20 protein-coding genes and 1 tRNA gene are annotated in these 19,237 nt (G+C 66.5%); 8 read left to right on the forward strand and 13 right to left on the reverse strand.

What is annotated here, in order from left to right:
• Positions 1–3: 3 nt before the first annotated feature.
• The 3 genes from KTC28_RS00825 to KTC28_RS00835 all read right to left on the reverse strand — a co-directional run bounded on the left by KTC28_RS00825 (position 4) and on the right by KTC28_RS00835 (position 3,956).
• On the reverse strand, positions 4–327 hold the full coding sequence (locus KTC28_RS00825; protein ID WP_216708904.1) for a hypothetical protein: 324 nt from the start codon (positions 325–327) through the stop codon (positions 4–6).
• 4 nt (positions 328–331) lie between these two features.
• Entirely contained in the window at positions 332–616 is a 285-nt protein-coding gene (locus tag KTC28_RS00830; protein ID WP_216708903.1) for a hypothetical protein, read from the reverse strand.
• Between the two features lie 172 nt (positions 617–788).
• Positions 789–3,956 carry a TonB-dependent receptor domain-containing protein gene (locus KTC28_RS00835; protein ID WP_216708902.1) on the reverse strand — a complete coding sequence of 1,056 codons (3,168 nt, stop codon included), beginning with the start codon at positions 3,954–3,956 and terminating at the stop codon, positions 789–791.
• 209 nt (positions 3,957–4,165) lie between these two features.
• On the opposite strand from KTC28_RS00835, the gene KTC28_RS22610 reads away from it, so the two are divergent.
• Both KTC28_RS22610 and KTC28_RS00840 read left to right on the forward strand, forming a co-directional pair.
• On the forward strand, positions 4,166–4,705 hold the full coding sequence (locus KTC28_RS22610) for a hypothetical protein (RefSeq protein WP_255602158.1): 540 nt from the start codon (positions 4,166–4,168) through the stop codon (positions 4,703–4,705).
• Entirely contained in the window at positions 4,702–5,880 is a 1,179-nt protein-coding gene (locus KTC28_RS00840) for an aspartyl/asparaginyl beta-hydroxylase domain-containing protein (protein WP_255602159.1), read from the forward strand. Before KTC28_RS22610 ends, KTC28_RS00840 begins: the two co-directional genes overlap by 4 nt.
• Here the strand turns inward: KTC28_RS00840 and KTC28_RS00845 are convergent.
• From KTC28_RS00845 to xseA, 3 genes are read right to left on the reverse strand one after another with little or no spacing between them, the layout of a single operon-like run.
• A complete protein-coding gene (locus tag KTC28_RS00845; RefSeq protein ID WP_216711027.1) occupies positions 5,877–6,710 on the reverse strand; it encodes a M23 family metallopeptidase in 834 nt (277 codons plus the stop codon). The two genes, KTC28_RS00840 and KTC28_RS00845, sit on opposite strands and share 4 nt — an antisense overlap.
• The gene (locus KTC28_RS00850) at positions 6,710–6,934 is read right to left on the reverse strand and encodes a DUF2093 domain-containing protein (RefSeq protein WP_370647511.1); all 225 of its coding nucleotides are present in this window, start codon (positions 6,932–6,934) and stop codon (positions 6,710–6,712) included. The genes KTC28_RS00845 and KTC28_RS00850 overlap by 1 nt, the downstream gene beginning before the upstream one ends.
• Positions 6,931–8,439, reverse strand: coding sequence for an exodeoxyribonuclease VII large subunit (gene xseA / locus KTC28_RS00855; RefSeq protein ID WP_216711026.1), 1,509 nt, complete (start codon positions 8,437–8,439; stop codon positions 6,931–6,933). The genes KTC28_RS00850 and xseA overlap by 4 nt, the downstream gene beginning before the upstream one ends.
• A 125-nt stretch (positions 8,440–8,564) precedes the next feature.
• Here xseA and KTC28_RS00860 point away from each other — a divergent pair, with 125 nt between their 5' ends.
• Genes KTC28_RS00860 through KTC28_RS00870 form a run of 3 tightly spaced genes read left to right on the forward strand, consistent with a single transcriptional unit; the run spans position 8,565 to position 11,446 of the window.
• The gene (locus KTC28_RS00860) at positions 8,565–9,104 is read left to right on the forward strand and encodes a hypothetical protein (RefSeq protein ID WP_216711025.1); all 540 of its coding nucleotides are present in this window, start codon (positions 8,565–8,567) and stop codon (positions 9,102–9,104) included.
• Between the two features lie 42 nt (positions 9,105–9,146).
• Positions 9,147–10,376: a phosphoribosylamine--glycine ligase gene (gene purD / locus KTC28_RS00865; RefSeq protein WP_216711024.1), complete on the forward strand. Its 1,230-nt coding sequence runs from the start codon at positions 9,147–9,149 to the stop codon at positions 10,374–10,376.
• 2 nt (positions 10,377–10,378) lie between these two features.
• Positions 10,379–11,446 carry a phosphotransferase gene (locus KTC28_RS00870; RefSeq protein ID WP_216711023.1) on the forward strand — a complete coding sequence of 356 codons (1,068 nt, stop codon included), beginning with the start codon at positions 10,379–10,381 and terminating at the stop codon, positions 11,444–11,446.
• A gap of 29 nt (positions 11,447–11,475) precedes the next feature.
• Here KTC28_RS00870 and KTC28_RS00875 read toward each other — a convergent pair whose 3' ends face one another.
• Positions 11,476–12,786, reverse strand: coding sequence for a hemolysin family protein (locus tag KTC28_RS00875; RefSeq protein WP_216711022.1), 1,311 nt, complete (start codon positions 12,784–12,786; stop codon positions 11,476–11,478).
• Positions 12,787–13,070: 284 nt separating this feature from the next.
• Between KTC28_RS00875 and ihfB the strand changes: the two genes are divergently transcribed.
• Positions 13,071–13,352, forward strand: coding sequence for an integration host factor subunit beta (ihfB, locus tag KTC28_RS00880; RefSeq protein ID WP_216711021.1), 282 nt, complete (start codon positions 13,071–13,073; stop codon positions 13,350–13,352).
• A gap of 16 nt (positions 13,353–13,368) precedes the next feature.
• A tRNA-Leu gene (locus tag KTC28_RS00885) sits at positions 13,369–13,455 on the forward strand.
• A gap of 30 nt (positions 13,456–13,485) precedes the next feature.
• On the opposite strand, the gene KTC28_RS00890 is transcribed toward KTC28_RS00885, so the two are convergent.
• A complete protein-coding gene (locus KTC28_RS00890) occupies positions 13,486–14,841 on the reverse strand; it encodes a DNA recombination protein RmuC (RefSeq protein ID WP_216711020.1) in 1,356 nt (451 codons plus the stop codon).
• 178 nt (positions 14,842–15,019) lie between these two features.
• Here KTC28_RS00890 and KTC28_RS00895 point away from each other — a divergent pair, with 178 nt between their 5' ends.
• Positions 15,020–15,940, forward strand: a complete 921-nt coding sequence (locus KTC28_RS00895; protein ID WP_216711019.1) for an SMP-30/gluconolactonase/LRE family protein — start codon at positions 15,020–15,022, stop codon at positions 15,938–15,940.
• 27 nt (positions 15,941–15,967) lie between these two features.
• Here KTC28_RS00895 and KTC28_RS00900 read toward each other — a convergent pair whose 3' ends face one another.
• The 5 genes from KTC28_RS00900 to typA all read right to left on the reverse strand — a co-directional run bounded on the left by KTC28_RS00900 (position 15,968) and on the right by typA (position 19,183).
• Positions 15,968–16,399: a nucleoside deaminase gene (locus tag KTC28_RS00900; protein ID WP_216711035.1), complete on the reverse strand. Its 432-nt coding sequence runs from the start codon at positions 16,397–16,399 to the stop codon at positions 15,968–15,970.
• A 37-nt stretch (positions 16,400–16,436) separates the two neighbouring features.
• On the reverse strand, positions 16,437–16,601 hold the full coding sequence (locus KTC28_RS00905) for a YqaE/Pmp3 family membrane protein (RefSeq protein ID WP_216711018.1): 165 nt from the start codon (positions 16,599–16,601) through the stop codon (positions 16,437–16,439).
• Positions 16,601–16,969, reverse strand: coding sequence for a hypothetical protein (locus KTC28_RS00910; protein WP_226896196.1), 369 nt, complete (start codon positions 16,967–16,969; stop codon positions 16,601–16,603). Before KTC28_RS00910 ends, KTC28_RS00905 begins: the two co-directional genes overlap by 1 nt.
• A gap of 74 nt (positions 16,970–17,043) precedes the next feature.
• Entirely contained in the window at positions 17,044–17,247 is a 204-nt protein-coding gene (locus KTC28_RS00915) for a hypothetical protein (protein ID WP_216711017.1), read from the reverse strand.
• 97 nt (positions 17,248–17,344) lie between these two features.
• Positions 17,345–19,183: a translational GTPase TypA gene (gene typA / locus KTC28_RS00920; protein WP_216711016.1), complete on the reverse strand. Its 1,839-nt coding sequence runs from the start codon at positions 19,181–19,183 to the stop codon at positions 17,345–17,347.
• Positions 19,184–19,237: the final 54 nt, after the last annotated feature.

Genomic DNA, 19,237 nt, shown 5'->3' on the forward strand with positions numbered 1-19,237 from the left:
GCGTTAGCAGTCGGGGCCGTTGCACCCCTGCTTGCTTCTTTGATCGTCAAGCAATTGACGGTTTTGCTGGTCCTGCACATCCTCGACATAGCGCCATTGCGACTTGGTGAGGCACTGCTTGCGACGCTGGATCAACGAACCGGTTTCGATCGACGAGTGGCAGATTAAGGGCTGTCGCGCCACGACAGGCTGTAGCGTCGCCGGGATGATTTTGACGGCGAAGGGCGGCGCCGGATCGGTCGGCACCGGCGCATCACCCGGCGCACCCGCGAAGGCCGGGCTGGCGAACGCGAGCGCAGCTGCGACAGCAAAACACCGCCGCATCATCAGGTCAGTTACCGGACGGATGGCTGGTGTTATCGTCGACCATCTTCCGCGCGTAGCTTTCATGCTGGTCGTTGACGTACGCCCACTGCTTCCTGGTCAAGCAGGTCTTGTGCTTTTTCACGAGCGAGCCGGTCTCCTGCTCGGTCTTGCAAACCACCTGCGACTTATACACCTCTGCTGGAGTCAGGGCGGCAGGTGCTGCGGGAGCCACGGGAGCAACCGGCGGTGCCTCCTGTGCCACTGCCGGCACCGCGAGCATCAGCGACAACGCGCTCAAAAGTTTGATCATCAAAAACCCCTCTGCCGAAACGATCATACCCTAAATCGTTTCGCCGGGAAGATACTGGAGCGCGAAATCTTTTGCCGATGACGCAAGCCGGCCAAATGAGAAGGGCCGGCCACCGCAACGAAAAAGGGCGGACCGTGAGGCCCGCCCTTTCGCGTGTGTCTTATGCCAGCGCTTAGAACTTGACGCGGACGCTCGCAGCATAACGACGGCCCAGCGCGTCGTACGTCGACGGGTAGGTGTTGCCGCTGTTGTAGGTGCTCGACCCGATCCCGGTTCCGACTGACGGCGGCTTGCGGTTGCCGATGTTCTGGACGGTCAGGGTCAGCGACAGATTTTCGAGGACGCTGATCCGGGTCGACAGGTCGAAGTAGTCGTACGGCTTGATGTGGCCGTAGTTGACCGTGGCACCGGTGCCATCGACGCCCGAGAAGGCCGGGCCGTTGCCGTTGGCGATGTCGTCCGGCTCCTGGTTCAGCTTGTCGAGGTGGCGCCACAGCAGCGAGATGTCGAACGAGTCGAAGCTGAGCGTGGTCCGCTGCGTCGTCTGCCACTGCGGCTGCAACGAGCCGGTGAAGGTGCAGTTGACGCTGTAGTAACCGACGCATTCACGATCGAGCGAACGCAGCGGGAAGAGCGCGGTCGTGAAGGCGTTCGCCTGGAACTTCGAGTGGAAGGTGTAGTTGCCGGACAGCGACAGGCCCAACTTAGCAAAACCGATGTCACGGCTATAGTTGGCGGTCAGGTCGATACCGTCGGTGCGAATGCGACCGTTGTTGGTCTCCGGGAGCGGAAGACCAGGCGTTGTCGCCGGATCACCGTCGAGCGCACCGGTCACCGGGTTACGACGGATGCCAAGGCACGACGCGCTGGTTGCACTGGCGGCGGTCAGGCTGCCGAAGCAACCGGCGATGACATCGCCCGGAACCGGGGTCGTGATCGCGTGGTTGATGACGATGTTGTAATAATCGACGCTGAACGACAGCCCCGAAACAAACTTCGGCGCGAAGACGACGCCGCCGCCGTACGAGTCCGAAACCTCGGGACGGATGTTGATGTTGCCGCCGCCGGTCTGGTTCGCCTGGCCGGCAGTCGGGTTGTTGATGTTGCCGATCGTGCCGACGGGAGCGCCCTGGGCAAGGCAGACCGACCGCAGCAGTGCGTTCGTCAGCGGTGCCGTCCCGGCGCAGGGGTCGACCGAGAGGTTGGTCAGCCCGGTCGTGATCGGGTTGAACAGCTCGGCGATATTCGGGGCGCGGACAGCGCGTGAATAGTTACCGCGCAGTTTCAGCCCAAAGCCCGGCTCGTAGGCCAGTTCGCCCTTATACGTCGTGGTGTTGTACGACGGGTTGGTCGCTGCGTTGACCGAGTAGGACGAATAACGGATGCCGCCCGAAGCCGTCAGGCTCTGGATGCCCGGCTTGTCCTGGACCAGCGGGACGACGAGTTCGCCGAAGCCTTCCTTGACGTTGTAGCCGCCGTTGATGTCGGGAGCGGCACCACCGGCACCGCCGAGCTCACCCGCCGTCTTGGCGAGCGTGTCCGACGCCTGGATCGCCTTGTAGTTGCGATATTCGGCACCGACGGCGAAGCTGATCGGGTCGGTCGCGGCCGGCGATGCGAAGCCGAAGTCGCCGCTCAACTGGGCGTGGACCTGGCCGAGCTGGGTCTTGACGCGGGTCGTGCTCGCGGCGGTCAGGAATGCGGCCTGCGCAGGGGTGATGCTGCCGTTCGCGCCGAAGATGTTGACCGGGACGCAGCCGTTCGACGTATCGAGGCAGCTGGCCGTATTGGTGGCGAGCAGCGCCTGACGGGTCCGCGACGCGAGCGTGTAGTTCTGGATGACCTGAAGGTTCTCGCTCTCGCCGTAGGCCGCGTTGACGTCCCAGTCGAGATGGTCACCGAACTTGCCGCGAGCACCGACCTTATAGTCGAACACGGTCGTGGTGTACTCGCTGATGCGCGGTCCGACTTCGGTCGTCCGGCGCGAGATCGTCGTCGTCACCGTCTTGTAGTTCGGATCGGTCGGGCTCGTCGCGGCCGCAGCAGCGGTGCACTGCGCCGGCGTCAGGAACGGAACGTAGGTGGTCTGAACGCTCGCACCGCCAGCGACGGGGTTCGGCGTGACCGGCGCGATGTTCCGCGCGCAGAACTGGTTGCGCAGCGCTGCGGGCAGGTAGGGATTGCTCAGCGGGATGACAACCGAAGTGCCGAACGAGCCTGACGGCGCGATGATCGTCTGGATGGTGTTCTTCGAGAACAGGCCGCGCGTGTAGACAGTGAAGTTGTCGCTGACGTCGTACTTCGCCTGGGCGAAGATGTTGAAGCGCTTAAACGGCGTCTGGAAGATGTTGTAAGGGTTGTAGTTGAACGGCGCATACGTCGCGACCGCCTGCCCCGTGGTCGGATTGATCTGACGCTTGGCCGGGTTGTTGGTGCCCAGAGCGTTGACGATCGGCGTACCATCGGCGCCGTAACCGGAGAAGCCGGGGATGATGCTCGGCTGGCCGGTCGTCGGATCGATGTTGCGGGTGCCGGTGAAGCCGGTCGGAACGTACGTGCCCGAACCGCCGGCGGCGCCGGAGAACGAGCCGAGGTTCACGTTCGAAAAGCTGCGATCGCCCTGATAGACGGGATCGGCGTGCTGATAGCCGACCGACAGAACCGCATTACCCTTGTCGTCGGCGAAGTTGCCGCCGATCGTCAGGTCGGCGCGGTAGTACTGGCCATCGCCCTTTTCGGTGATCTGGTTCGACGCCGACAGGTCGACACCGGTGAAGTTCTGCTTGGTGATGAAGTTGACGACACCCGAAACCGCGTCGGCACCGTAGGTCGTGCTGGCGCCGCCGGTCAGCGTCTCGACGCGATCGACGAGGGCGAGCGGGATGTTGTTGAGGTCGACGCGGCCGACGAGACCGGCGGGAACGATGCGCGCGCCGTCGAGGAGAACGATGTTACGGTTCGAACCGAGGCCGCGAAGGTCGACGAACGACGCGCCGCCGTTGCCGTTGTTGACCGCCGAACCGATCGACGGGACGACGCCGGGGATTTCGCGCAGGACGTCTTCAGCGGTGTTCGACTGCTTCAGCTCGATCTCTTCCGCGGTCGTGACGATGACCGGGGTGGCGCGGACGAGGTTGGGGTTCTTGATCAGCGAACCGGTGACGGTGATCTCGCGCTCACCCTCGGGGTTCGGGGCGGCTTCGGCGGTCGCGCCAGTCGTCGCGTTGCCGGCAGCCGGGGTACCCGGAGTAACCTGCGCAAACGCCGGGAAGGCGAAAGCGGTCGCGCCGACGAGCATCGTCGAGCGCAGAAGAACTGTCTTGAGCGAAAGATTTACCATTGGAGTCCCCTTAAAGTCGCGCCGGGCGACCCGACCCTGTCGCGGGCCGATGTCGCACTGCATGAACCGTGTATGAAAGAACCGTCATTGCACTGCAACGGGATATGCACGCGATCGCAACACTTAGACAAAGCTCTGTTGCAAATCCGACACATGCCCGATACGCCGTCGTACATCGTGCCGGCCCCGCTCGCCGGTCGGGGAGATCCATGCGCAGCATTTTATTGACCACAGGCCTGCTGTTCGCCGGCGCGGCATTGGCCGCCGCGCCAGCCGTTGCCAAACCCAGCGCGCGGACAACTGCGGAGACGACCGGCGTCATCGCTGAACTGACCGGCTGCAAGGCGCTGACCGACAATGCGGCACGGCTGGCGTGTTACGATCAGGCGGCTGCGAAACTTGAAGCGGCGACGGCGAGCGGTGAGGTCAAGGTGCTCGACCGCGAGGATATCCGCGCGACGCGACGGTCGCTGTTCGGCTTCGACCTGCCGAAGCTGCCGTTCTTCAAGGGCGACGACAGCGCGAAGGACACACCCGAGGAACTCGATGCGGTGATCCGCAGCGTCCAGGCGGCACCATACGGCAAATTCAACCTGACGATGGAAGACGGCGCGGTCTGGGCGTCGGCCGAGCCGCTGCCGCGCGACCCGAAGGTTGGCGCCAAGGTACATCTGAAGAAGGGTGCGATCGGCAACTACTTCATGACGGTCGGCTCGATGCGTTCGGTTAGGGCGACGCGCGTTCGATGAGCGAGTCGCCGCAGACACTCAACGCGGCGGGGATGCAGCGACTCGGAGCCGGTGACGCGGCGGCGGCGGTGGCACTGTTCGCACGTGCTGCCGCACTCGATCCGGCGGCGGCGGTGTTGTGGCTCAACCTCGCCAATGCACAGCGCCAGTGCGGCGACGAGCCGGGCGAGGCGGACAGCCTCAAGCGCGTGCTGGCGATCGACGCGCGCGATCTGACCGGCTTGATCCGCTTCGCCGAACTCAACGAGCGGCGCGGCGATCTGGCGAAGGCGATGGTGGCATGGTCGGGCGTGCTCGCGGTTGCGCCGCCAGTTGCCGAAACTGCGCCGCCGCTGAGCGATATCCTAAGGCATGCCAGCGCGTTCGTGACGGCGCGAAGCGCCGATTTCGCCGCGACGATCGATGCGGCGCTCGCCCCAGCGGTAGCTGCGGTGGCCCCCGCAGCGCGGCGGCGATTCGACGAGGCGGTCGCGGTCGCGACCGGCCGGCGGCGGATCTATCTCAACGACTGCGCCGGGCTGCACTTCCCGTTTCTTCCCGCCGACGGGTATTTCGCGCGAGAGCATTTCCCGTGGCTGGCGGCGTTCGAAGCCCAGACCCCGGCGATTCGCGCAGAGGTCGAAGCGCTGCTCGGGACTGGCGGCGGGGACGGCATCGAGCCGTATGTCGTGATGGACGCAGGCGCTCCGCCGAACAAATGGACCGCGCTCGACAAGTCGTTCGACTGGAGCTGCTATTATCTGTGGCAATACGGCAAGCCGATCGACGCGGCGCTGGCAAAGTGCCCCGCGACTGCCGCCGCCATTGCCGCGGTCCCGCGCGTCGAACTGCCTTCGCGCGCGCCGACCGCATTCTTTTCGATCCTCAAGCCGCATACGCGGATCCCTGCGCACACCGGCGTCAGCAATACGCGGACAACGGTCCATCTGCCGCTGATCGTGCCGCCGGGGTGCGGCTTCCGCGTCGGCAACGAGACGCGGCCGTGGGTCGTGGGACAGGCATTCGCCTTCGACGACACGATCGAGCACGAAGCGTGGAACGACAGCGACGAGGTCCGGGTCATCCTGATCATCGACGTCTGGAACCCGTACCTCACCGCCGAGGAGAAGGGATTGCTTCAGGAATTCTATCGCGCGACCGATGCAAGCGGGCACAACCCCGAGCCGCGGGATTAAAGGTTCCCGCCCTCCGGCACGAACAGCTCCGGATCGAGCCGCGCGGTGCGCCAGCTCAAGGCCCAATGAAGGTGCGGTCCGGTTGCGCGCCCGGTCATGCCGACACGGCCAAGCTCCTCGCCCCGCACGACATGCTGGCCTTCCTTCACGTCGATCCGGCTGAGATGGAGGAATGCCGACACGAGCCCGTGGCCGTGGTCGAGCATGACAAGATTGCCCTCGAGCAGGAATGGTCCGTGCGCGAGGCGAACGGTGCCGTCGGCGGGAGCAAGCACCGGCGTTCCCGGCGGCGCGGCGACGTCTAGGCCGAGATGCGGCGATTTCGGCACCCCGCCAAGAATGCGCTGCGACCCGTAGACGCCGCTGATGCGGCCGTGCGCGGGCCACGCGAAGGCCTGCTCCCATCCCGAGTCGTCGCTGTCGCCGGCACGCGCGGCGGAGATCTCGGCGAGCTCGACCGCGCGGCGGGCATCATAGACCGGGTCGGGCGGCGCATCGGGGGGCGGCTGCCTGAGCGACGGGATCGACTCGATCTGCCACGTGCGCTTCGCCACCGGCACGGTCCGCAGGCTTGTCGTGCCATCAGCGAAGTGCGCGACGATCGTGGTCGTCGGCGCGGCGTCGCGTCCGAACCCTGCGATGAAGCGCCGATCGCCGGTCAGCCGCACCGCCGCACCATCGACGGTGACGCTCGTCGTGCCGAGCGGCGCGGTGCCGAGGACGATGCCGCCCTGTTCGAGCCGTCCGGCGATCTGCCACTCGCGCGGCGCCGGGGTCGGTGCGGCACTGACGGCAACGAGCAGCACCGCCGCCGCGGCAGCGAGGCGCATCACGCCAGCCGTCCGCTCGCCCGCATCTCATTATAGCGCCCGACCGCGACCTCGGCGTTGGCATATGCTTCCTGCAGCTCGGACGACCAATAACGGAGCGACGCAACCGGCAGCCGCGCCCCCGTCACTGCGCAGAGCACGTAATCGCCCGGCGCAACGACCTGATAAGATCCTGACAGATAACGAAGTTTCGCCGGGCGTCCGCCGCTTCGATCGAGCATCATAACAACCTTTCCTGTACCGGCCCGCTAATGGCCGGCCGGGCCGCCGGTCGCGCAACCGACGGTTGCACCGGCCTGTCTTCTGGCGGTGACGCCGCTCCAGTCGTCACGTCGACCGTCCCGTCGTCGAATGTCAGCCGCAGCGCCACCTTCGCCCGCGCCGCGCCGGCGCTGGTGATGACATGGCCGTCGCGGGTCGTGACATAGGCATAACCGCGCTTGAGCACGTTATTCGGACCGAGCGTTTCGAGCAACCGCGCCGCCGAACCCAGCGCCGCCACCGCCCGGTCGCGCCGCACGCCGAGCAGCGCCGGACGCAGCCCCGCCCCCGCCCGGCCGAGCTTCGCCGCGTCATTTGCCAGCAGCGCACGCCCCCCCGCACGGAGCCGCTCGGCGGTCCGCTCGACGCGCGTCCGCTCGAGCACGACGCGCCGGTCGAGGAGCGGGCGCTGCAGCGCCCCGCCCGCCCGATCGTATCGCGCGCGCCACCCCGCCGCCGCCGCCCGCAGCGCGCGTGGCAGGCGGTCCGCGAGTTCGTCGGCACGCTGTTGGCGCAGGCCGAGCAATGCCGAAGGCGTGGGGAGCCGCCGCGCCAGCGCAGTCGCGCGTTCGGCGCGAAGCTCGACCCCGCGCGCCGCCGCCCGGTCGAGCCGCAGCCCGAGGCCGCCAAGCGTCAGCCGCAGGTCGGCAAGCACCGGTACCGCGCGTTCGGCGGCGGCGGTCGGGGTCGGGGCGCGGTGGTCCCCGGCGAAGTCGACCAGCGTCGTATCGGTCTCGTGCCCGACCGCCGTGATCACCGGGATCGTGCTCGCGGCGACCGCGCGGACAACGATCTCCTCATTGAACGCCCACAGATCCTCGACCGATCCGCCGCCGCGCGCGACGATCAGCAGGTCCGGGCGGGGGATTTGTCCGCCACGGACCAAGGCGTTGAATCCGGCGACCGCCGCCGCGACCTGCCCCGCCGCCGCCTCGCCCTGCACGACGACCGGCCAAACTAGCACGCGGCGCGGGAAGCGATCGCTCAGCCGATGGAGGATGTCGCGGATCACCGCGCCGGTCGGCGAGGTGATGACCCCGATCACCCGCGGGATGTACGGCAACGCGCGTTTGCGGGCCGGATCGAACAACCCCTCGGCGGCAAGCTTCGCCTTGCGTGCCTCGAGCAGCGCCATCAGCGCTCCCGCCCCTGCCGGCTCCATCCGTTCGATGACGATCTGGTACTTCGACCGCCCGGGGTACGTCGTCAGCTTGCCCGTCGCGATAACTTCGAGCCCGTCCTCGGGCCGGAACGGCAGCGCCGCCGCCCCGCCCTTCCACATCACCCCGTCGATCACCGCGCCAGCGTCCTTGAGGCACAGGTACAAATGCCCCGACGTCGCTCGCTTGAAACCGCTGATTTCGCCGCGCACCCGGACATAGCCGTACGCATTCTCGACCGTCCGCTTGAGCGCGAGGCCGAGTTCGGAGACGGTATATTCGGGGGTGTTGAGGAGGGTGGCGTTCACGATGCCCTTGTAGGCACGCAGCGCGCCCGGTTCAAACCGCGATCGGCGAAGCGGTCGCGGCTCAGCCGATGACGGCTGGACGACTCCTGCAACCGGGTTATTATATTCCGCAGGAGGGGCTTCCGATGGACAAAGGCGGGTGGGTCGCGGTCATGGTCGCGCTGATTACGGCGCTCGGCGTTGTAGCGAGCAAGTATCTCGAGGTCGAAAAGCCAGGCGTAGCGGCGGCAAGTGCAACGCCTGCACCCGCGCCGACGCCCGCAGCGGTTGTGACGCCAGCCCCGGTCGCCGCGCAAACGGTAGCCCCCGCAGCGGCGCCGGTTGCCTCTCCCGTTGCCGCCGCCGCCGCGCCAGTCGCTCCGGCCCCGGTCGAGGTCGCGACCGTTAAGCCCTCGCTCGATGGGATCTGGACCGAAACCACGTCCGGTGCCGCGTACCGCATGGACGACAACGGGAATGGCAGCGTCACGATTCGCGGCGACTTCGGTCCGGTGGTGGTGATCGGGCAGGGACGCTATACCGCTGGGGTGATTGGCTGGACTTACAGCATGAACACCGGGGAAATGGGCCGGTGCCAGGGCACGCTGCCGACCCCCAGCCAGATTCAGGCCACCTGCGAAAATAACCGGTCAGGCACCTCGGTCGTCATGTTCCGCAAGACCTGAACGCAGCTTGGCCATAATACTGCGCCGGGTTAGGGCAGGCGCATGAACATCCTCGTCATCGGCGGCGGCGGGCGCGAGCATGCGCTGTGCTGGAAATTGCGGCAGTCGGCGAAGGTCGATCGCCTGTTCTGTGCACCGGGCAATGCCGGGATCGCACAGGTCGCCGAGTGCGTGTCGCTTGATCCCGGCAATGCGGCAGTCGTCGAGTTCGCGCAGACCAACGACATTGGCCTCGTCGTCATCGGCCCCGAGCAACCCCTCGTCGACGGGCTCGCCGACGCCCTTCGTGCCGCAGGCATTCGGGCGTTTGGACCGTCGGCAGCGGCGGCGCGGCTCGAGGGGTCGAAGGGGTTCACCAAGTCGCTGTGCGCGCGGGCGAATATCCCGACCGCCGCCTTTGCCCGCTTCGACTCGGCCGATGCCGCGCGCGAGTACGTCGCCGCGCACGACTTGCCGGTGGTGATCAAGGCCGACGGCCTCGCCGCAGGCAAGGGCGTCGTTATTGCGACAACCGCCGCCGAAGCCGGTGCCGCGCTCGACACCATGGCGGGCCCCGTCGTGATCGAGGCGTTCTTGACCGGCCCCGAGGCGAGCCTGTTCGTCCTGTGCGACGGCACCGACCTGCTCAGCCTTGGCAGCGCGCAGGACTATAAGCGCGTTGGCGATGGCGACACTGGGCCGAATACCGGCGGCATGGGCGCGGTTGCCCCTGCTCCGGCGCTGACCGCGGTGCTTGAATCGCGCGCATTGACCGAGATCGTCGCGCCGACCGTCGCGGCGATGGCGGCGATGGGGACTCCCTTCACCGGGGTACTGTTCGCCGGGTTGATGCTGACGCCCACTGGGCCGCAGTTGATCGAGTACAACGTCCGCTTCGGCGATCCCGAGTGCGAGGTGTTGATGCTTCGGCTCGAGAGCGACCCGCTCGACCTGCTCGTCGCGACCTGTGACGGCACGCTCGCCGCGGCGCGCCCGGTGTGGCGCGATGACACCGCGGTGACGGTGGTGATGGCGGCGGAGAATTACCCCGGGCTTCCGGTCACCGGCACCGTTATCGCGGGGATCGACGCGGCTGAAGCAACCGGCGCGGTCGTTTTCCACGCCGGAACCGCGCGGCGCGACGATGGCGCAGTGATCGCCACCGGCGGCCGCGTCCTCGCGGTCACCGCAATCGGCGCCGATGTTGGCGAAGCGCGGGCGGCTGCTTATGCTGGCGTCGACAAGATCGATTGGCCGGGCGGCTTCTGCCGTCGCGATATCGGCGGGGAGTGAGCATGGCGAGCAGGCAGGAACTCAATTCGGGCGTCGGCGAGGTGCGTGTCGGGCTGGGCTTCGACGAGGCGCGGCTCGCCGAATGGATGGCAGCGAACGTCGACGATTTCGCCGGGCCGCTGACGGTTCGCCAGTTCAACGGCGGCCAGTCGAACCCGACGTACAAGCTGACGACACCGGGGCAGAATTACGTCCTCCGCCGCAAGCCGCCAGGAACGCTGCTCAAGTCGGCGCACGCGGTCGACCGCGAATATCGCGTCATCACCGCGCTCCACGCCGCCGGTTTCCCCGCGCCGCGAACCTTCGGCCTGTGCACCGACGACGATGTCATCGGGACGTGGTTCTACGTGATGGATTGCGTCGACGGGCGCGTGATCTGGGACACGACCTTCCCCGACGTGCCGCGCGGCGACCGCCCGGCATATTTCGACGCGATGAACGCGACGATCGCGCAGCTCCACATGCTCGACCCGGTCGCGATCGGACTCGGCGACTTCGGCAAGCCAGGCAATTATTTCGCGCGGCAGATCGGCCGCTGGTCGCGCCAGTATCTCGAGGATACCGATGCCGGGCGGTTCGAAGCAATGGACCGGCTCGTCGAATGGCTGCCGAACAACATCCCGCCGGGCGAGGAGACCAGCGTTGTCCACGGCGACTATCGCTGCGATAACATGATCTTCCACCCGACCGAGCCGAAGGTGCTCGCGGTCCTCGACTGGGAATTGTCGACGCTCGGCCACCCGCTCGCCGATTTCAGCTATCACCTGATGATGTACCGGATGCCGCCATCGATGACCGCCGGACTCACCGGGGTCGACCTCGCCGCGCTCAACATCCCCGACGAAGCCGCGTACACTGCCGCCTATTGCCGACGGACGGGGCGCGACGGCATCGCCAACATGGATTTCTACGTCGCGTACAACATGTTCCGGCTGGCCGCGATCTTGCACGGCATCCAAGGGCGCGTCGTGCGCGGAACGGCGGCGAGCGCGCATGCGAAGGCGAGCGGAGCAGGGGTGGCCCCGCTGGCCGAATTGGCGTGGGAGCAGGCGCTGAAAGCGGGGGCGTGAGCGACGCGGTTATCGTTGCAGCCTGACCGCTAGCCCTCCGATTTCGCGATGCACGTCGCGATGACCTTGTCGATCTTGCGCCCGTCCATATCGACGACCTCGAACCGCCAGCCGTCGGCGTCGAACACCTCGCCGGTGTCCGGCAAATGGCGGATCTGCGCGAGGATATAGCCCGCGACGGTCTGGTAATCGCGGCTGACGGGAAGGTCGAGGCCGAGCCGGTCGGCCATCTCGTCGGCGGGGAGCGATCCCGACAATAGCCATGAGCCGTCGTGGCGCTCGACCGCAGGCGGGTCGTTGGCGTCGTCGACGTCCGAGCGGAACTCGCCCGCGATTGCCGCGAGCAGGTCGGCCGGGGTCACGATTCCCTCGAAATGGCCGTACTCGTCGTGGACCAGCGCGATTGGGATATCGGCGTCGCGCAGGCTGGCGAGCGCGTCCATCGCATCGAGCATGTCGGGAAGGACCGGCGCGGGCCGCGCGAGCGCGCGGAGGTCGAGCGGACGTCCCTCGATCAGCGCGGCGACGACGTCGCGCGCCTGGAGCACGCCTAGGATATCATCGATCGATCCCGCCGCGACGGGCAGCCGCGTGTGCGGGGTCTTCGCGAGCGCGTCGCGGGTCTCCTGGTCGCTCGCATCGGCGTCGAGCCAGTCGATCCGGTTGCGCGGCGTCATCACCCCGCGCACCGGCCGATCGGCGAGGCGCATGATGCCCGAGATCATCTGCCGTTCGCTTTCCTCGATCACCCCGGCGGTCTCGGCCTCGGCGACGACCGAGCGCAATTCCTCCTCGGTGACGACATGGTTGGCGTCGCGGCGCTGGCCGAGCAGGCGGAAGACGAGCGCGCTGCTCTTGTCGAGCAACCAAGCGAACGGCGAGGCGAGCCGGGTCAGCCACAGCATCGCCGGGGCGACCGCACACGCGATCGGCTCGGGCGAGCGCAGCGCGAACTGCTTGGGCACGAGTTCGCCGACGATCAACGAGACGTACGTCGTCAGGACGATGACGATGCCGAAGCCGATGTCCTGCGCGTGCGCCGGGGACATGCCGAACCACGCGCTCAACCGCTCGCCGACCGGCCCCGACAGGCTCGACCCCGAAAACGCGCCGTTGAGGATCGAGACGAGGGTGATCCCCGCCTGCGCCGACGACAGGAAGCGCGCCGAATCCTCGGCAAGTGCGAGCGCGGTCGCGGCGCCGCTTTTGCCTGCGGCGGCAAGGCCACGCAGGCGCGGACGCCGCGACGCGACGATCGCCAGCTCGGACATGCTGAGGAAGCCGTTGAGGACGATCAGCGCGAGGACGATGACCGCGTCGATCCAGGGAAATGCGTGCACTCGCCTCCAAGAAGGTGACGCGGCGAACCGCGATTGATGTCTAGATGAACCGGCGGCGCCCCCGACCGCAAGCGTCTCGTTCTGCCCTTGGCACCCCGGGCGCTTGAACGATTGATTTGTTCCCGGCCAATCTGCTAATTGTTACGGTATCGTGTTAAGCTCGCCTCGTGTTATAAATGGAGCGGCCCGTGGGCGGTAGTTATGCGCGGGGGGCGGGTAATTAATCGTAAGTCATAGTGTCGGGGCAGGCGCTTGAACACGCGTCTCGGGAAAGGTTCGCAAGGATGATCCGGTCGGAATTAGTGACGGCGGTGGCCACCGCCAATCCGCATCTTACGCAGCGCGATGTCGAGCGCGTCGTCGCGACGATCTTCGATACGATCAGCGAAGCCCTTGCCATCGGCCGGCGCGTTGAACTTCGCGGCTTTGGCGCATTTTCAACCCGCGCCCGCGAAGCCCGCACCGGCCGCAACCCGCGCACCGGCACCGCGGTCGAGGTCGATGCCAAGCGCGTGCCGTATTTCAAGCCCGGCAAGCACTTACGCGAGCGCCTCAACGTCGGCTAAAGACGGGTTTGCGCCGGCCCACGTGGCGGAACCGGTAGACGCAAGGGACTTAAAATCCCTCGGCCGCAAGGCCGTGCCGGTTCGATTCCGGCCGTGGGCACCAGCGCAGCGTCTTCGTCCTTGAACGGACGGCTTACTCCGCAGCGATCGCGGCGGGCGGCGGCAGGAGTTCCGGCGCGGCCGCGATCCTTGGGGTGCCGTCGATCGGCGCAAGCGGCGCGATCCCCTTCTTGCCGGGATCGACGCCGAGATCGGTGAAGCGCCGCGCCTTGGGCAGGACATTCGCCTCGAGCGACCCGACGAAACCGTTGTACGCATTGACCGCCTGCGTCAGATTCTTGCCGACCGAGCTTAGATGCTCGGTCATCGTCGCAACCGCTGCATGGAGCTGGGCCCCGAGCGCGCCGATCTCGCGCCACTGTTCGGCCTGAGTCTCCTGCCGCCAGACGAGCGCGACGGTCTTGGCGATCGCGAGCAGGTTGATCGGCCCGGCCAACAGGATGCGCTGATCGAACGCCCAGCCGAGCAGCGGCAGGTCGTGTTCGAGCGCCGCCGACAGGAAGTTCTCTCCCGGCAGGAACATGACGACGAAATCGGCCGACGCGCCGAAATCTTTCCAGTAATTCTTGTCGCCGAGCCCGCGCGCATGCGTCCGCACCGCTGCGGCATGACGCTTGTACGCGGCACGGCGTCCGTCCTCGCTGTCGGCCTCGCCCGCCGAGAGATAGTCGTTGAGCGAGCATTTCGAATCGACGATCAACTGACGCCCGCCTGGCAAGTTGATGATCGCGTCGGGTCGCTTGTTGCCGTCGCCGCGGTCGGTGCTCGTCTGCAAAGTGAAGTCGATCCCCTCGCGCAATCCCGCCATGTCGAGGACGTTGCGAAGCTGTTGCTCGCCCCAACTGCCGCTCGTCTTGCCGCTCGACCGCAGTGCCGAGACGAGCTTCGACGCCTCGTCGCTGACGCGGGCATTGCCGAGCGCGAGCGCGGTGACCTGTTCGCGCAGGCCGCCATACGCCTCGGCGCGGGCGACCTCGACCTTCTTCAATTCACCTTCGTAGCGCGTCAGTGTCTCGGCGACCGGGGCGAGCAGCGCGGCCATGCCGGTCTCGGACAAGGTCTTGTGTTCGGCAAAGCGGGCTTCGGCGCGTTCGAGAAACGCCGTTTGCGCACCGTCGAGCGCCTTTGCTGCCAGTGCCGCGAACGAAGTCTGGAGATCGGCAAGCTGCCGGGCGTGACCGACATCGCGCTCGGCCTGTCCGGCCCGAAGTCCGGCGAGGTCGGAGGCGAGCCGATTGCGCTCGGCTTCGACCCCGGCAAGTTCGGCGAGCCGCACCTGCTGCGCTTCGACCTCGACCGCATGACGCCCGATCGCGATGCGGTGGTCGACGACCTGAGCGCGGGCCGCGGCGAGGTTGCGCCCCCACGCGAACCACGCCGCCGCAAGCACGACGAGCGCGGCAACCAGCACCGCAACAGCAACTTCCACGACCACCCTCCCATGCGAACGTAACGTGAATCGACCCTAGCCGATCGCGGTGCCCAGGGGAATCATTCTCGGGTTCTGCCGTTGCGCGATCGATGATTTCCTCTTGATCGGCGGGCGGGGAGGCGCATCCTCCGTGCTCGTAAATTGCCGTCGCAGAACGGCGTAGGGGAGAATTGCCATGCATCCGCACACTATCGTCGCCGAAAACCTCGCCTTTCCCGAGGGACCGGTGTGGTTCGAGGACGGCTCGGTCGTCGTCGTCGAAATCAAGGCGGGGCGGATCACCCGCGTCCGCCCTGATGGCCGGACCGAACCCATCGCCACCCCGGGCGGCGGCCCGAACGGCCTAGCACTCGGCCCCGACGGCGCGCTGTACCTGTGCAACAACGGCGGCTTCACGTGGAGCGGCGACGGCGAGGGCATGATGCTTCCCGGCGGCGCGCCGGACGAATACGAGACTGGGCGGATCGAGCGCATCGACCTCGGCACCGGCAAGGTCGAACGGCTTTACGACGCGTGCGACGGGCACCCGCTGTCGGGGCCGAACGATATCGTCTTCGATGCACACGGCGGATTCTGGTTCACCGACCTCGGCAAACACCATGCGCACAACACCGATAACGGCGGTTTATTCTACGCGCACCCCGACGGCTCGAAAATCGTCTGCGCGGTCCACGGGCCGAACATGAACGGCGTCGGCCTGTCGCCCGATGGCAAGACGGTTTACGCCGCGTGCACGCAGGCGCGGCTACTCCTCGCGTTCGACATCACTGGACCCGGCACCGTCGCGCCGTCGGCGATCCCGGCGCTGCCGGGGCGCGTCGTCACGAGCTTTCCCGGCTATACCTACCTCGATAGTCTCGCGGTCGAGGCCGACGGGCGGATCGCGGTGGCGACGCTGGTCGAACGCCCCGGCATCTGCTCGGTCGACCCGGCGACGGGGGCGCAGGAGGATTTCGCCTTCCCCGACCTGCTGACGACGAACATCGTGTTCGGCGGTGACGACATGATGGATGCGTGGGTCTGCCTGTCGACGACGGGCAAGCTCGCGAAGTGCCGCTGGCCGCGACCCGGGCTCCGCCTCGCGCATTACGGCTGACCGACATGCCCGCTGACTGTGGTGTCTTTACCGGCGAGCGGTGAAGAACTCGGTCAGCATCGCCGCTGCCTCGACCTCGGCGATCCCGCCGTAGACCTCCGGGGCGTGATGGCAGGTCGGGTGGCTGAACACCCGCGCGCCGTGATCGACCCCGCCGCCCTTCAGGTCGGAGGCGCCGTAATACAGTCGCGTGATCCGAGCGAAACCGATCGCCGCCGCGCACATCGCACATGGTTCGAGGGTGACGTAGAGCGCGTGACCGGGGAGGCGTTCGGAGCCAAAGGCCGCACACGCCGCGCGAATGGCGAGGATTTCAGCGTGTGCGGTCGGGTCGGATAATTCGCGGGTTCGATTCCCCGCAACGGCGACGATCGCTCCTGACGCGTCGGTGATAACCGCGCCCACGGGAACCTCGCCACGCATGGCCGCCGCTCTTGCCTCGGCAAGAGCGGCGGCCATGGCGGTCGAAGGTGGAAACGGCATTGCGCCGCTTAGGCTAGGAACGCCCCTGCAGCACTACCCAAAGCGCGTGTACGACGCCCGGGATATAGCCGAGCAAGGTCAGCAGACAGTTGAGCCAGAAAGCGCCCCCGATGCCGCGCGCAAGGAATACTCCAAGCGGCGGCAGCAGGACCGCGGTGACGATGTTCAGGATCGTCATTACTTCTTGTCGGCGTCGGCCTTTTCGACGCTGATCGTCGGCACATCAACGCCGGTTGTCTTGGTGCCGACGCTGACCGTCGGGGTCGTCACATCGGTCGTCTTGGTGCCGATATCGACCTTGGCGGTGTCGACGTTGAACTTCGGCAGCGACCCTCCGGCGGTGTCGACCTTGACCGTCGGCAGCGAGCCGGACTGCGTCTGGTCGATGTTGATCAGCTTGAAGGCAAAGGCGGCGACGACGAGCGCGACGATGATCAGCAGCGCGATCAGCCAACCCATGTTGTTCGAGCGTTCACGCACGACAGTGCGTTCGACCACAACCGGATTGCCGGCGGCATCGACGGAGCGGGTTTCGTATTCGGCCATGTTGTATCATCCCTCTTCGGTTTGCCCGGCCTCAACGCCGCGCCTGACCGAAAGGTTGCCGAAACGATTCAGCGTTAACTGCGCCGGAGCTGGTTACGCAACGATGCTACCAACAAAGCGAAACCGCTGATCAGGATGACTGCCGCGCTGCCAAACCCACCGCTGTTCGCGATGATGTAGACCATGAACACAGCCAGCAAAGCGACGAGGATCCAAGGCGTCCGGGCCTGCGCCGACCGCCGCCGGACCGGCCCGCTCAGTATCCGCAATGCACGCAACTTCAGTCTCCTGTCGGACCCACACCAAAGATACGGTCTTCGGGCCCGACAGTTGCGCTTTTAACGTCCCGCTAACTTCGATTGCAGCAACCGCGCATCAGCCGTTGGCGACCTGGCGGCTGGCGCGCTTGCGGGCGTTGGGATCGAGGTGGACCTTGCGCAGGCGGATAAAGTTCGGCGTCACTTCGACGAGCTCGGTGTCGTCGATGTAGGCGATCGCCTGCTCGAGGGTCAGCCGCTTCGGCGGGCTAAGGACGATCGCATCGTCCTTGCCGCTCGCGCGGAAGTTGGTCAGTGCCTTTGACTTGAGCGGATTGACTTCGAGATCGTCATCGCGCGCATTCTCGCCGATGACCATGCCCTGATAGACGGCCTCGCCGGGCTCGATCATCAGCACGCCGCGCGGCTGGAGATAGCCGAGCGCATAGCCGACCGCTTCGCCGGTCTCGGTCGAGATCAGCACACCATTGCCGCGTCCCGAAATCGGACCCTTGTACGGGCCATAGCTGTCGAACAGGCGGTTCATGATGCCGGTGCCGCGCGTGTCCGACAGGAACTCACCGTGATAGCCGATCAAACCGCGCGCCGGGGCGCGGAAGGTCAGCCGGGTCTTGCCGCCGCCGCTGGGGCGCATGTCGGTCATCTCGGCCTTGCGGCTCGCCATCTTCTCGACGACGGTTCCCGAATATTGCTCGTCGACGTCGATCATGACGGTCTCGTACGGCTCGGTCCGCTTGCCGGCTTCGTCGGTCGCGAACAGGACGCGCGGGCGGCTGATCGACAGCTCGAAACCTTCGCGGCGCATCGTTTCGATAAGCACGCCGAGCTGGAGCTCGCCGCGCCCGGCGACTTCGAAGCTATCCTTTTCAGCCGATTCGGTGACTCGAACTGCGACGTTGCCCTCGGCTTCGCGCTTCAACCGGTCGGCGATCATACGGCTCGTCACCTTGCTGCCGTCGCGGCCGGCATACGGCGAATCGTTCACGCTGAACGTCATCGCAAGCGTCGGCGGATCGATCGGCTGGGCGTGGAGCGGTTCGGTGACGCTGATGTCGGCGATCGTGTCGGCAACGGTCGCCTTGGTCAGCCCGGCGATGGCGATGATGTCGCCGGCATGGGCTTCCTCGACCGGAACGCGCTCGAGGCCTTGGAAAGCGAAGATCTTCGCGGCGCGACCTTCCTCTGCAACCGAGCCGTCGGGGTTGAGCGCGCGGATCGGCATGTTGAGCTTGAGCGTCCCCGACAGGATACGCCCGGTCAGGATGCGGCCGACGAACGAATCGCGGTCGAGCAGCGACACGAGCATCTTGAACGGGCCGTCGACATCGGCGGCGGGGGGCGGGACGTGCCGGACGACGGTCTCGAACAGCGGCGTCAGATCGCCCGAGCGGACATCGCTATTATAGCCGACGTAACCGTTGCGCCCCGACGCGAACAGGACGGGGAATTCGAGCTGCTCGTCGGATGCTTCGAGCGTGACGAAGAGGTCGAACACCTCGTCGAGGACTTCCTGCGCGCGGGCGTCCTGGCGGTCGATCTTGTTGACGACGACGATCGGCTTCAACCCAAGCGCTAGCGCTTTGCCGGTGACGAACTTGGTCTGCGGCATCGGTCCTTCGGCAGCGTCGACGAGCAGGATGACACCGTCGACCATCGACAGGATGCGCTCGACCTCACCGCCGAAGTCGGCGTGGCCCGGCGTGTCGACGATGTTGATGTGCGTCGTCTCATGCGTCGTCGGATCGGTCCACTCGACGCTCGTGCACTTGGCAAGGATCGTGATGCCGCGCTCTTTCTCGAGCTCGTTCGAATCCATCGCCCGTTCGGCGACGCGCTGGTTGTCGCGGAACGTCCCGGACTGGCGGAACATCTGGTCGACGAGGGTCGTCTTGCCATGGTCGACGTGCGCGATGATCGCGACATTGCGCAAGCGCATGTGGTAAATCCTGAATATCGGGGTCGAAGGGTCGAGCGCGCCCTTACGCTAACT

The organism is Polymorphobacter megasporae (genome assembly GCF_018982885.2).
Lineage (GTDB): Bacteria > Pseudomonadota > Alphaproteobacteria > Sphingomonadales > Sphingomonadaceae > Polymorphobacter_B > Polymorphobacter_B megasporae.